We start from the raw sequence: 13,258 nt of genomic DNA on the forward strand, positions 1-13,258 counted from the left end.
AAACCGTGCGCGAGACCGAGCCGCCGCTTCCCGGTTGACCGCTCCCTCGCAACGGTGTCGTATGAGGGAAAAGAATGGGCATCGAAGCTCTCGATAGCAGGAGGACGCCGATGACCGACAAGATCAACGACCCCGTCGCCATGTGGCAGAAGATGGTGGGCGAGATGGAGAAGGGGTTCAACTCCTTCGCCAACCAGGCGATGTCGTCGCCCCAGTTTTCGCAAGCGATGAACCGCGCGGGCGGAGTTGCTGCAGGTGCTCAGAAGCAGCTCGGCGAACTCATGGAGAAGTATCTGGTCTCCATGAACCTGCCGAGCCGCGAGCAGATCACAAGTCTGGCCGAGCGGTTGCAGTCGATCGAAGCCCAGATCGGCGAGATGAAGTCGATGCTGAGCCAGATGGCGGCGCATTCAGGCATCTCGCAGGGTTTCGACGGGACGCCGCGGCCGCCACGGACCAAGCAGCCGCCCTCCGAGAACGGCGGGCAGACATGAACGCGCCGGCAGGACTTGATCTCGCCTCCATTCCGGAGCGCATCCAGACCGAGGTGCAGCGCGCCATCCAGCGTAGCATCAAGGGTGTCGAGTATTTCTCGACCTCGGGTCCTTCGCTCGGCTCGACGCCGAAGGACGTGCTGCATTCGCGCGGCACGATGAGTCTCTATCATTACCGGCCGATGTCGGACGAGATCTACCGCGTGCCGGTGCTGATCGTGATGGCGACCACCAATCGCGGCTACATCCTCGATCTCGTCCCTGGCCAGAGCTTCATCGAGTTCCTGCTCAAGCGCGGTTACGACGTCTACATGCTCGACTGGAGCGCGCCGCGGCCGGAGGAGAAGAGTCTGCGGATGGAGGACTACGTCCTCGACTTCATTCCGGATTGCGTCCGCCGCGTGCAGGCCGATTCCGGCGAGCAGGACGTCTCCGTCATCGGCTATTGCTTCGGGGGCGTGCTGTCGCTGCTCTATGGCTCGATCCACAAGGACGGGCCGATGAAGAACCTGATCTGCTTCACCACGCCGATCGACTTCCGCGAGATGAAACTGTTTTCGAATTTCTCCGACCGCCGTTATTTCGACGTCGACCGTCTCGTCGACAGCGTCGGCAACGTGCCGCCGGAGATGATCCTGTCCTCGTTCGAGATGCTGCGCCCGGCCTCGCGCACGGCGAGCCAGATCCAGCTCTGGGAAAACATCTGGAACGACGAGTTCGTCAAGTCCTACCGGATGTTCGACCGCTGGGCGACCGACACGCTGCCGCTCGCGGGCGAATATTTCCGCGGTATCACCAAGGACCTGATGTGGGACAACAAGCTGTTCAACGACACCATGTCGGTCGGCGGCCGTGCGGCCAGGCTCGAGGACATCAAGGTGCCGATCCTGCATGCGGTCGCCGAGCACGACCACATCGTGCCGTATGAAGCCGCCAAGCACCTGATCGCGAAGATCGGGTCCACGGACAAGGAAGAAGTGATGCTGAAGGGCGGTCACGTCTCGCTGGTCGCCGGCGCCAATGCCGTCAAGCGGCTGTGGCCGAAACTGGATTCCTGGCTGGGGAAGAGATCGACATGAGCGAGCAGCGTTCCTATCCGCGTCACGTCAAGACCGACGCCGGCGACATCGAGATCCGCGTGATGGCCCCCGCGGACGAAGCCGCGGTGCTCGCCTTCGGCAAGGGCCTGCCGACCCACGATTTGCTGTTCCTGCCGCGCAATATCAGCGAGCCCAAAGTGCTGTCGGCCTGGGTCAAGGAAATCGAGCGCGGCGCGATCACGAGCCTGCTCGCGGTCAGGGACGGCAAGGTCGTGGGCTGTGGCACGCTGGTGCGCGATCCCCACTCCTGGTCACCCCATGTCGGCGAGATCCGCATGGTGGTCTCGCTGGATGTCCGCGGGAAGGGGGTGGGGCGGGCGCTGTCGCAGGAGACCTTCGCGCTCGCGCTGGGCGCGGGCTTGGAAAAGCTCTCGGTGCAGATGACGGTCGACCAGCAATCGGCCATCGCCCTGTTCGAGAGCCTCGGTTTCAAGGCTGAGGCGCTGTTGCGGGATCATGTCCGCGACGTCGATGGCAAGACCCATGACATCGTCGTGCTCGGCCACAACATCGCGCAAGTCCAGGCCCAGATGGAGGCCTATGGGCTGCCGGGGGCGGTGCAGCACTAGCGGCGCCCCGCGAATTTCAAAAAATGGAACTCAACCCCATGCACAGTAGGCGAGGGGGTAATAAGGCACCGGGTGGCTGTCTTTTAACCATCCTCACGATTTCGTGATATCGCAGTGCAATATGAATATTGCATCGCACCATTAACTATGCCATATAAGACGTGCCCCGGGCCAATGCGGACGGGGTGAGCCCATAGCTCAAAACAATGAGGATGGAGAGAACCCCATGACCACCGAAACCAACACCGCTTTCGAAGGCTTCAAGGACGCATTCAAGAACATCCAGAACCTGGAAGTTCCCGAAGCTGCCCGCGAGTTCGTCAAGAAGTCCGCCAACACCGCCAAGGACCGTGCTGCCGAGGTGTTCGCTGGTTCCGAGCGCGTGACCGCCGCCGTCGAAAACGCGGTGACCGAGTCCGTCACTGAAGCCGGCAAGATCAGCCGCAACATCCAGCAGGCGATTTACGACGACGCCCAGGCGTTCTTCGCCGGTATCGACAAGCTCGCCTCCGCCAAGTCGGTCAGCGAAGCCGTCGAGATCCAGTCGAGCCTGCTCCGCGCCCGCGGCGAAGTGTTCGTCTCGCGCGCCAAGGCGACCGCGGACTATTTCGGCCAGCTCGCCGCCAACGGTGCCAAGTCCGCTCAGGACAACTTCGCCAAGGTCTACAACAAGACCGCCTGATCCGGCGATCCTGAGTTCAAACTGAAATTTGAGGCCCGCTTCGGCGGGCCTTTTGTTTTTGCGCCGCAGCCGCCACCGACTCCGCCGTCATTGCGAGGAGCCCTCGCGACGAAGCAATCCAGAATCCCTCCGCGGAAAGATTCTGGATTGCTTCGCTTCGCTCGCAATGACGAGTACTGTGATGCAGTCATGGACTCATCAGCCACCTTCTCCTTCGATACCCCCGGCGATGCCGAACGCGCGGCCGAGCTGCGCCGCGTGAAAGCGCTGGCGACGCTGGTGTTGGCTTCCACGCTGGCGCTGTTCGTCGTCGCGAAATGGCTGCTGCCAGTGCACCCCGTGTTCGGCTTCATCGCCGCCTTCGCGGAAGCCGCGACCATCGGTGGGCTCGCCGACTGGTATGCCGTGGTTGCGCTATTCAAGCGGCCGCTCGGCCTGCCGATCCCGCACACCGCGATCATCCAGAGTAACCAGGCCCGCATCGCCGACAAGCTCGGCGAGTTCATACAGGTGCATTTCCTCGAGGCCGGTCCCGTCGAGGCCAAGCTGAGAGAGATCGATTTCGGCTCTTTCGTCGCCGACTGGCTGCGCGACCGCAAGCGCAGCGACGATCTCGCGCGCTTCGCGCTGCGGCTGTTGCCGGAGGCCGTCTCCGCAACGGAAAGCTCGGGCCTGATGACCTTCATCATCCGCCGCATGTCCTCGCAGCTCCAGGCGATCGACCTTGCGCCGCTCGCGGCCGGCACCTTGCGCGGCTTCGTGGCGGAGGGGCGTCACCAGATCCTGTTCGACGATCTCCTGCGCGTGATGCACGAGACGCTGAACCAGCAGGAGACGATGGGCATGATCCGCGAGAAGGTGCGCGCGGAATTGCCGACCCTGCTGCGGCTCTACCGGGCCGACAAGTTTCTGGTGAACAAGATCGTGGCGTCCGCGACCGCCTTCTTCAACGAAGTGCGCAGCGATCCCAAGCATCCGTTTCGCGGCGAGTTCGATCGCATGGTGCTGAGCTTCGTCGATCGGCTCGGCACCGATCAGGCCTATATCGATCGCATCGACGGCTTGAAGCGCGATCTGCTGGCGCGGCCCGAGCTTGCCGATCTCGCCCGCACCGTCTGGGCCAACACACGCTCGTTCATCGAGCGCAGCGCGAGCGGCGAGACGCAGGTGCTGCAGCATCATCTCGCCGGCATGTTCGTTGCGGCGGGGGAAGCGCTCGCCGGCGATGCCGAGCTGCGCGGTGAGATCAACAAGGGCCTCGTCGCGGTGCTGCGCAGCTTCGTCGCCGACCAGAAGAGCGGGGTTTCGATCTTCATCTCCGACCAGGTCAAGGCGTGGGACATGGCGCAGCTGATTTCGCTGATCGAAATCAACATCGGACGCGACCTGCAATACATCCGATTCAACGGCTCGTTGATCGGCGGGCTCGCCGGGCTCGCGCTCTACTCCGTAGAATTCCTGCTCCGATTGCTGTGACTTTTGCGTCACGGCCTTTAGCATTAACGCGCGGGCCTATTGTCGCCCGGCAACTCTCCCGCTTGAATGTCGGGAACCGGCCGCCTAGCTGATTCATGTTGCGCTGCGGAACGATCACGAAGCCGGCGTATTGGAATTCATACCCGTTTCCGGCATCGCCGCCGGTGTCTTCTTCCCAGGGGAAAAATTGATGACCGCTACTGCCCAGACGCTGCGTCCGCCGTCCCGTACCCTGATGTTTCTGGAAGGGCGCGCGATCCATGAGTTCGGTGCCTTCCTCGGCGCGCTGCCGCTGCTGAGCCTCGCGCCGCGCGGCGACGGGCATCCGGTGCTGGTGCTGCCGGGTCTCGTGGCCTCCGATGCGTCCACGCGCGCGTTGCGCACGTTCCTGACCAGCAAGGGCTATGCGGTGAGCGGCTGGCGCCAGGGCCGCAATTACGGCCTGCGCGACGGCGTGCAGCATGCGATGGTCGATTTGGTTCAGGAGCTCAGCGACGCCCACAGTCGCAAGATAAGCCTGGTGGGCTGGAGCTTGGGTGGCCTCTACGCCCGGCAGCTCGCCAAGATGATGCCCGAGCGCGTGCGGCAGGTGATCACGCTCGGCAGCCCTTTTGCCGGCGATCCCCATTCGACCAATGCCTGGCGCGTCTATGAATGGGCGAGCGGACGGAAGTCCGACGAGGTCGATCCTCAGTTCGGCGGTGATCTCGCCGCTCCGCCGCCGGTGCCGACCACCGCCGTCTTCAGCCGCACCGACGGCGTCTGCGCCTGGCAGGGCTGCATGGAAAAGACCGGCGCCGAGACCGAGAGCATCGAGGTCGAGAGCAGCCATTGCGGCATGGGTCATCATCCCGCCGTGGTCTATGCGGTCGCCGATCGCCTCGCGCAGAAGGAAGGCCAGTGGCGTCCGTTCGATCGCAGCGGCTGGCGCAGCGTGGTGTACCCCGATCCGCATCGGTAAGCTCTTCCTTCGCCTCTCCCCGCGTGCGGGGAGAGGCCGACACGCGAAGCGTGGCGGGTGAGGGGGGCTCTCCGCGAGTCCAACTCTCACCGAATGCGCGGAGGCTCCCCCTCATCCCGGCCTTCTCCCCGCAAGCGGGGAGAAGGAGAAGAGACGACCGTCGTTCCCGTCCATTGTCGCGCCCGCACCAAACGCGCTAAGCCATGCCGCATGGCGCACCCGCTCTCCCGCATCATCGACCAGCTCAAGCGCGAGCCCTCGCGAACCGGCTCCATCGTCATCACCGTGTTCGGTGACGCCATCGTGCCGCGCGGCGGCGTGGTGTGGCTCGGCACGCTGCTGGAATTCTTCGAAAGCCTCGCGATCGACAGCGGCGTGGTGCGCACCGCGATGTCGCGCCTTGCCGCCGACGGCTGGCTGACGCGTGAGAAAGTCGGCCGCAACAGTTTCTATCGGCTCGCCGACAAGGGGCGTCAGACCTTCGAGGCCGCGACGCGCCACATTTACGATCCGCCGCCGTCCGACTGGACAGGGCGCTTCGAGCTGCTCCTGATCGGTAACGGCGAGGACCGCGATGCCTCGCGCGAGGCGCTGCGCAATGCCGGCTTCGGCAGTCCGCTGCCGGGCGTCTGGGTCGCGCCGTCGGGGGTGCCGGTGCCGGATGAAGCCGCAGGCGCGATCCGTCTCGAAGTCTCGGCGGAAGACGACAGCGGCCGCCGTTTGCTCAGCGCAAGCTGGCCGCTGCAGCGCACCGCGGATGCCTATCTCAAATTCATGAAGACGTTCGAGCCGCTGCGCGCCGCGATCGCGCGTGGCGCGAATCTGTCCGAGGCCGACGCCTTCACCGCGCGCATCCTCCTGATCCATCACTACCGCCGCGTCGTACTGCGCGATCCGTTGCTGCCCGAAGGCCTGTTGCCGGCGGACTGGCCGGGCAGGGCGGCCCGTGAGCTTTGCGGCGAAATCTATCGCGCGCTGCTCGCTCCGTCCGAGCAATGGCTCGATGGTCACGGAACCAATGAGAAAGGGCCGTTGCCGCCCGCGCGGAAGCTGCTGGAACGGAGGTTCGGCGCCTGATCTTTATGTTACAGAAATATCTTGCATGAAGTAATTTTTGTTATATATTGCCTCCCAATAAATCGGGAGGGATGCGCATGTATACCCAGGCGCTGAATACGGCCGAGACCGACGATCGCGGTCTCGAGGATGCCGCCAAGGCTGCGCAGTTCCAGGCCCGTATCGATGCCGAGGAGCGCATCGAGCCGAATGATTGGATGCCGGCGGCCTATCGCAAGACGCTCACGCGCCAGATCTCCCAGCACGCCCATTCGGAAATCGTCGGCATGCTGCCCGAAGGCAACTGGATCACGCGCGCGCCGACGCTGCGCCGCAAGGCCGCGCTGCTCGCCAAGGTGCAGGACGAGTGCGGCCATGGCCTCTATCTCTACGCCGCCGCCGAGACTCTCGGCTCCTCGCGCGAGGAGCTGGTCGATGCCATGCTTGCAGGCAAGGCGAAGTATTCCTCGATCTTCAATTATCCGACGCTGACCTGGGCCGATATCGGCACCATCGGCTGGCTGGTCGATGGCGCTGCGATCATGAACCAGATCCCGCTGTGCCGCTGCTCCTATGGTCCCTATGCGCGCGCGATGATCCGCGTCTGCAAGGAAGAGTCGTTCCACCAGCGTCAGGGCTACGAGATCATGCTGATGCTGTGCCGCGGCTCCGAGGAGCAGAAGGCGATGGCGCAGGACGCGCTGAACCGCTGGTGGTGGCCGGTGCTGATGATGTTCGGTCCCCCCGATGCGACCAGTCAGCACAGCGACACGTCGACGAGGTGGAAGATCAAGCGCTTCTCCAACGACGAGCTGCGCCAGAAGTTCGTCGATGCCACCGTGCCGCAGGCGCAATATCTTGGCCTCACCATTCCCGATCCCGGCATGACGCAGGATCAGGACGGGCACTGGCGCTACAGCGAAATCGACTGGACCGAGTTCAAGCAGGTGCTCGCCGGCAACGGCCCGTGCAACCGCGAGCGCATGGCGGCGCGCCGCAAGGCCCATGATGAGGGTGCCTGGGTGCGCGAGGCGGCCGCAGCCTATGCGGCGAAGCGCGCGCAGCGCCAGACCGCCCAAGCCGCGGAATAGGGAGATGAGCATGTCGACGCCGAACACGCCGCTGTGGGAAGTCTTCATTCGCAGCCGTAACGGGCTTGCGCACAAGCATGTGGGATCGCTGCATGCCAGCGACGCCACCATGGCCCTGCAAGCCGCCCGCGACATCTACACCCGCCGCGGCGAGGGCCTGTCGATCTGGGTCGTGCCGTCCAGCGCCATCACGGCGAGCGATCCCGCCGAGAAGGCCATGATGTTCGAGCCGGCGGAATCGAAGATCTACCGGCATCCGACGTTCTACGAAGTCCCCGAGGAAGTGGGGCACATGTGATGGCGACCGCGAATATCGAGGTCTCCGAAACGCCGCTGGTGCTGTACGCGCTGCGCCGTGCCGACGACGCGCTGATCCTCGGCCACAGGCTGTCGGAATGGTGCGGTCATGCGCCGATGCTCGAAGAGGACATGGCGCTCTCCAACATCGCGCTCGACCTGATCGGCCAGGCGCGTGAGCTCTATAGCTATGCCGCCAAGGCCGAAGGCCGGGATAACGACGAGGACAAGCTAGCCTATTTGCGCGACGTCAGGCAGTACCGCAATCTGCTCTTGGTCGAGCAGCCCAACGGCGATTTCGCCCAGACCCTGGTGCGGCAGTTCTTCTATTCCGCCTTCGCCGACCTCTACTGGCGCGCGATGATGACTTCGCGCGATGCGACGCTGGCGGCGATCGCCGCCAAGTCGGAGAAGGAGAGCGCCTATCATCTGCGCCACGCCTCGGAGTGGCTGATCCGGCTCGGCGACGGCACCGATGAGAGCCATATGCGCGCACAAGCCGCGATCGATCATCTCTGGGCCTTCACCGGCGAGATGTTTGCCGTCGACGATGGCGAGCGCGCGCTGATCCATGCCGGCATCGCCGTCGATCCCGGCCCCTTGCGCGGTCGCTGGTTGCAGACGCTTTCCGATGTCGCCCGTGAAGCCACGCTGGTTCTGCCTGAGAACGACTGGATGCAGCAGGGCGGCCGCTCGGGCCGGCACAGCGAGCATCTCGGCCATCTCCTGTCCGAGCTGCAATCGATGCAGCGCACCTTTCCGGGGCAGGCATGGTAATGGCGCCGGGTCGCGACAGTGAGTTGCGCCAGCGTGCCTGGGACGCCGCGGCGAGCGTCGTCGATCCGGAGATACCGGTCCTGACCATCGCCGATCTCGGCGTGCTCCGAGACGTTGCCCTCGACGGCGACCACGTCGAGGTCGCGATCACGCCGACCTATTCCGGCTGCCCGGCGATGAACATGATCGCGCTCGAGATCGAGCTGGCGCTGGAGCGCGCCGGTTTCCGCCAGCCCAAGGTGCGCACGGTGCTGTCGCCGGCCTGGACCACGGACTGGATGAGCGATGAGGGCCGGCAAAAGCTGCGCGCGTACGGCATCGCGCCGCCGCAGGCATCAAACTCGCGCCGTGCGCTGTTTGGCGAACAGGCCGTGGCGTGCCCGCAATGCGGCTCCGAAAACACCGAGCTGCTCTCCGAATTTGGCTCGACCTCCTGCAAGGCGCTGTGGCGGTGCAAGTCCTGCCGCGAACCCTTCGATTATTTCAAGTGTCATTGAGCGCAGAAATGCCAACCCCATCGTCATTGCGAGCGAAGCGAAGCAATCCAGACTGCCTCCGCGGAGACAGTCTGGATCGCTTCGTCGCTTCGCTCCTCGCAATGACGGCGACGTAGGGTCTTTCCAAATGTCCGCAGCTACACCGCGCTTCCATCGCCTGGCCGTCAACGATCTCCGCCGCGAGGCGTCCGACGCCGTGTCGATGACTTTCGCCATTCCCGGCGAGCTCGCGCGCGATTACGCCTTCACGCCCGGCCAGTACCTCACGCTCCGCACCACGCTGGACGGAGAGGAGGTGCGACGCTCCTATTCGATCTGTTCCGGTCCCGACGATGGCGAGATCCGCATCGCCGTGAAGAAGGTCGACGGCGGCGCATTTTCGAGCTGGGCAGCGGAAGATCTCAAATGCGGCGACGAGCTCGACGTGATGACGCCGACCGGCCGGTTCGGCGTGGTCCCGCCGGACGAGCGCGCCCGCATTCATGTCGGCTTTGCCGCCGGCTCCGGCATCACGCCGATCCTGTCGATCGTGAAGGGCGTGCTCGCGCGCGAGCCCGACAGCCGTTTCTTCCTGTTCTACGGCAACCGCACCACCGACAACATCATGTTCCTCGAAGCGCTTGAGGAGCTCAAGGACCGCTTCATCGATCGACTCTCGATCTTCCACGTCATCTCCGGCGAGGACCAGGACATCCCGATCCTCTATGGCCGGCTGGACGGCGACAAGGTGAAGGTGCTGCTGCGCTCGCTGGTTCCAGCGGGAAGCGTCGATCATCTCTACATCTGCGGCCCGCTCGGCATGAGCGAGGATATCGAGACCACCTGCCGCGGGCTCGGCATCGCGGAAGACCGCATCCATGTCGAACGTTTCGTCTCCGAATTCGGCGGCAAGCCGCGGCCGAAGAAGGCGGTTGCGCCCGATGCGCCGCCGAAAGCGATCGCCTCGTTGATCATCGACGGCAAGCGCCGCGACGTTCCGGTCGCCGAGGACGAAGCCATCCTCGATGCCGCGCTGCGCGCCGGCGTCGATCTGCCCTTCGCCTGCAAGGGCGGCATGTGCTCGACCTGTCGCGCCAAGCTGGTCGAGGGCGAAGCGCCCATGGACATCAACTACTCGCTGGAGCCGTGGGAGCTGAAGGCGGGCTTCGTCCTGACCTGCCAGGCCAAGCCGTCGTCGGAGCGTGTCGTGGTCGATTATGACCATGTCTGATCGGGCGTATCAGTGCCCGAACATGCGAATGCGTCGCATTATTTGACAGTCTTGGCCAACCAGCAGAACATCATGAAGCATTTGACCGGGAGAGGCGCGTGAACCTCAAAGCCGCTTTGTCGCCTGAGACGATTGCCCGCGCCTGCGCTGACGCGATGTGGGCGGAGGACGATGCGTCCAAGGGGCTCGGCATGGAGATCGTCGAGATCGGCCCGGGCTATGCGACGCTTGCGATGACGGTGCGGCCCGACATGGTCAACGGCCAGCGCATCGCTCATGGCGGCTTCATCTTCACGCTGGCCGATTCCGCTTTCGCGTTCGCGTGCAACTCGCACAATGACCGCGTCGTTGCCGCGCAGGGCCAGATCACCTTCATCAAGCCGGGCAAGCTCGGAGACCGCCTCGTTGCGAAGGCGCGCGAGATCACGCGCGGCGGACGCTCCGGCATCTATGACGTGCGCGTCACCGCGGGCGATGTCGTGATCGCGGAATTCCGCGGGCACTCACGCGTCATTCCCGGCACCTGGCTGCCGACGCAAGACGAATAACGAACCAGGAAAAGAACAAATCAATGTTGTGGGGAAGCGAGGATGGCTTTGACGAGGCTCAAGGAAGGCAGCGGCTATAGCGCCGAGATGGACGCGCATGAGCGCGCCTCGCGCGACGAGATCATGACGCTGCAGAAGCAGCGGCTGGCCTGGTCGCTGAAGCATGCCTATGACAATGTCGCGCATTATCGCAAGGCGTTCGACAAGGCCGGCGTGCATCCGTCCGACTTTCGCGACTTGTCCGATCTTGCGAGATTTCCGTTCACCGTGAAGACGGATCTGCGCGACAACTATCCCTTCAACATGTTCGCGGTGCCGCGCGAAAAGCTGGTGCGCGTGCATGCCTCCTCCGGCACGACCGGCAAGCCGATCGTCGTCGGGTACACACGAGCCGACATCGACACCTGGTCCGAGGTGATGGCGCGCTCGATCCGCGCCGCCGGCGGCCGCACCGGCATGATCATCCATAACGCTTACGGCTATGGCCTTTTCACGGGCGGCCTGGGGGTGCACTACGGCGCCGAGAAGCTGGGCTGCACGGTGGTCCCGATCTCCGGCGGCATGACCGAGCGGCAGGTCCAGCTCATCAACGATTTCCGCCCCGATATCATCACGGTGACGCCGAGCTACATGCTGGCGATCCTCGACGAGTTCAGGCGCCAGAGGCTCGATCCCCGCCAGTGCTCGCTCAAGGTCGGCATCTTCGGCGCCGAGCCCTGGACCAATGCGATGCGCGGCGAGATCGAGGACGCCTTCGACATGGATGCGACCGACATCTACGGCCTGTCTGAGGTGATCGGCCCTGGTGTCGCACAGGAATGCATCGAGACCAAGGACGGCCTGCACATCTGGGAGGACCATTTCTATCCTGAAGTGATCGACCCCGAGACCGGCGCGGTGCTGCCGGATGGCGAGAAGGGCGAGCTGGTCTTCACCTCGCTGACCAAGGAAGCCTTTCCGGTGATCCGCTATCGCACCCGCGACCTGACGCGGCTGTTGCCGGGCACGGCCCGGCCGGGCATGCGTCGTATGGAGAAGGTGACGGGCCGCTCGGACGACATGATCATCCTGCGCGGCGTCAACCTGTTCCCGACCCAGATCGAGGAGGTGCTGCTCGCGACCGAATGGTGCGGCGGGCACTTCATCCTGGAGCTGACCCGCGAAGGCCGCATGGACGAGCTGACCATCATCGCCGAGGCGCGATCGGAGAGCTGGGACGGCAGGGGCCTGATCGACCATGCCGACCGGATCTCAACCCACGTCAAGAACACGATCGGGATCAGCTCGAAGGTTCAGATCGTGCCCCCCGACACGCTGGAACGCTCGCTCGGCAAGGCCAAGCGGCTGTACGACAAGCGGCCCAAGGATTAGCCTTTAGCCCCATGGTGAGGGGGCGAGGCGGTTGACTTGACCGGCCCCAGAGGCGACAAGGCCCGCGAGAAATCGCGGGTCTTTTCATGTCGCCAGCCGATGCCAAATCCGTCGAAGCGCGCTGCGTGCGCCTCAACGCCAAGGCCGAAAACGCCGCCGCGCTTGCGCCGGTGGTCGAGCGTCATACGCTGGCGCGCGGTCCGAACGATCTCCTGATCGAGGTGAGGGCCGCGGCCGTCAACCCTTCCGACGTCAAGGCCGCGACCGGGCTGATGCCCTATGCCGTGTTCCCGCGCACGCCGGGCCGTGATTACGCCGGCATCGTCATCGACGGGCCGGCCGGCACGGTCTGCCGCGAGGTGTTCGGCTCCTCCGGGGATCTCGGCATCCGCCGCGACGGCACCCACGCCAGCCATCTCGTGGTCGAGGCCGATGCGGTGGTGGAGAAGCCGAACACGGTGTCGTGGGAGGAGGCTGCCGGCATCGGCGTGCCCTTCGTCACCGCGATGGAAGGCTTTCGCCGCGCGGGTTTGCCGAAGGCCGGCGACACCGTGCTGGTGTTCGGCGTCAACGGCAAGGTCGGCCAGGCCGCGGTGCAGATCGCGACATGGCAGGGCGCGCGCGTCATCGGCGTGGTGCGCAAGGCGGAAGCCTATGAAGGCCACAGCAACGCGCCGATCGAGGTGATCGACGCCTCCGCCACGGACGTTGCTACCCGCGTGCGCGAAGTGACCGCCGGCAAGGGCGCCGACATCGTCTTCAACACCGTGGGGGATCCCTATTTCCAGGCCGCGCACAAGTCGCTCGCCTTGCGCGGACGCCAGATCCTGATTGCCGCGATCGACCGCATCGTGCAGTTCAACATCCTCGAGTTCTACCGGGGACAGCACACCTATGTCGGCATCGACACGCTCGGCCTGTCCTCGACGGCGACAGGCGCGGTGCTGCGCGACCTCGGCCCGGGCTTTGCGAGCGGACACCTGAAACCATTCCCGATCAAGGCGAACGCCATCTACTCGCTCGAGCGCGCGAAGGAAGCCTATGTCGCGGTCGCCGGCTCCTCGCGCGATCGGGTGATCTTGAAGCCGTAACACACCGTCATTGCGAGCGTAGCGAAGCAATCCAGACA

General features: G+C 64.5%; 15 protein-coding genes. All 15 read left to right on the top strand.

Annotation, left to right across the window (positions count from 1 at the left end; all coding sequences use genetic code 11):
- Window positions 1-110: 110 nt before the first annotated feature.
- Complete coding sequence (locus QRQ56_RS18810) at window positions 111-494, top strand: hypothetical protein (protein WP_438742116.1); 384 nt, start codon at window positions 111-113, stop codon at window positions 492-494.
- Window positions 491-1,573 (top strand): PHA/PHB synthase family protein, encoded by a 1,083-nt coding sequence (locus tag QRQ56_RS18815; protein WP_438742117.1) that lies wholly within the window; start codon window positions 491-493, stop codon window positions 1,571-1,573. The genes QRQ56_RS18810 and QRQ56_RS18815 overlap by 4 nt, the downstream gene beginning before the upstream one ends.
- A complete protein-coding gene (locus QRQ56_RS18820) occupies window positions 1,570-2,163 on the top strand; it encodes a GNAT family N-acetyltransferase (RefSeq protein WP_438742119.1) in 594 nt (197 codons plus the stop codon). The genes QRQ56_RS18815 and QRQ56_RS18820 overlap by 4 nt, the downstream gene beginning before the upstream one ends.
- 226 nt (window positions 2,164-2,389) lie before the next feature.
- On the top strand, window positions 2,390-2,845 hold the full coding sequence (locus QRQ56_RS18825; RefSeq protein ID WP_438742120.1) for a phasin: 456 nt from the start codon (window positions 2,390-2,392) through the stop codon (window positions 2,843-2,845).
- A gap of 189 nt (window positions 2,846-3,034) precedes the next feature.
- Window positions 3,035-4,321 (top strand): DUF445 domain-containing protein, encoded by a 1,287-nt coding sequence (locus tag QRQ56_RS18830; protein WP_438742122.1) that lies wholly within the window; start codon window positions 3,035-3,037, stop codon window positions 4,319-4,321.
- A gap of 190 nt (window positions 4,322-4,511) precedes the next feature.
- On the top strand, window positions 4,512-5,282 hold the full coding sequence (locus QRQ56_RS18835; RefSeq protein WP_438742124.1) for an esterase/lipase family protein: 771 nt from the start codon (window positions 4,512-4,514) through the stop codon (window positions 5,280-5,282).
- A gap of 210 nt (window positions 5,283-5,492) precedes the next feature.
- Window positions 5,493-6,359 carry a phenylacetic acid degradation operon negative regulatory protein PaaX gene (gene paaX / locus QRQ56_RS18840; protein ID WP_438742127.1) on the top strand — a complete coding sequence of 289 codons (867 nt, stop codon included), beginning with the start codon at window positions 5,493-5,495 and terminating at the stop codon, window positions 6,357-6,359.
- Window positions 6,360-6,436: 77 nt separating this feature from the next.
- A complete protein-coding gene (paaA, locus tag QRQ56_RS18845) occupies window positions 6,437-7,429 on the top strand; it encodes a 1,2-phenylacetyl-CoA epoxidase subunit PaaA (RefSeq protein ID WP_438742129.1) in 993 nt (330 codons plus the stop codon).
- Window positions 7,430-7,439: 10 nt separating this feature from the next.
- Window positions 7,440-7,727 carry a 1,2-phenylacetyl-CoA epoxidase subunit PaaB gene (gene paaB / locus QRQ56_RS18850; protein WP_097659450.1) on the top strand — a complete coding sequence of 96 codons (288 nt, stop codon included), beginning with the start codon at window positions 7,440-7,442 and terminating at the stop codon, window positions 7,725-7,727.
- Window positions 7,727-8,503 (top strand): 1,2-phenylacetyl-CoA epoxidase subunit PaaC, encoded by a 777-nt coding sequence (gene paaC / locus QRQ56_RS18855; RefSeq protein WP_438742131.1) that lies wholly within the window; start codon window positions 7,727-7,729, stop codon window positions 8,501-8,503. Before paaB ends, paaC begins: the two co-directional genes overlap by 1 nt.
- A complete protein-coding gene (gene paaD / locus QRQ56_RS18860; RefSeq protein ID WP_438742132.1) occupies window positions 8,497-9,000 on the top strand; it encodes a 1,2-phenylacetyl-CoA epoxidase subunit PaaD in 504 nt (167 codons plus the stop codon). The genes paaC and paaD overlap by 7 nt, the downstream gene beginning before the upstream one ends.
- Before the next feature lie 127 nt (window positions 9,001-9,127).
- Window positions 9,128-10,210, top strand: a complete 1,083-nt coding sequence (paaE, locus tag QRQ56_RS18865) for a 1,2-phenylacetyl-CoA epoxidase subunit PaaE (protein ID WP_438742134.1) — start codon at window positions 9,128-9,130, stop codon at window positions 10,208-10,210.
- Window positions 10,211-10,308: 98 nt separating this feature from the next.
- Entirely contained in the window at window positions 10,309-10,758 is a 450-nt protein-coding gene (paaI, locus tag QRQ56_RS18870) for a hydroxyphenylacetyl-CoA thioesterase PaaI (RefSeq protein ID WP_438742135.1), read from the top strand.
- 42 nt (window positions 10,759-10,800) lie between these two features.
- Window positions 10,801-12,129 carry a phenylacetate--CoA ligase PaaK gene (gene paaK / locus QRQ56_RS18875; RefSeq protein WP_438742136.1) on the top strand — a complete coding sequence of 443 codons (1,329 nt, stop codon included), beginning with the start codon at window positions 10,801-10,803 and terminating at the stop codon, window positions 12,127-12,129.
- An 86-nt stretch (window positions 12,130-12,215) separates the two neighbouring features.
- Complete coding sequence (locus QRQ56_RS18880; RefSeq protein ID WP_438742138.1) at window positions 12,216-13,220, top strand: quinone oxidoreductase family protein; 1,005 nt, start codon at window positions 12,216-12,218, stop codon at window positions 13,218-13,220.
- The last annotated feature ends 38 nt before the right edge of the window (window positions 13,221-13,258 follow it).

Origin of the sequence: Bradyrhizobium sp. U531 (genome assembly GCF_051710265.1) — a bacterium.
Lineage (GTDB): Bacteria > Pseudomonadota > Alphaproteobacteria > Rhizobiales > Xanthobacteraceae > Bradyrhizobium.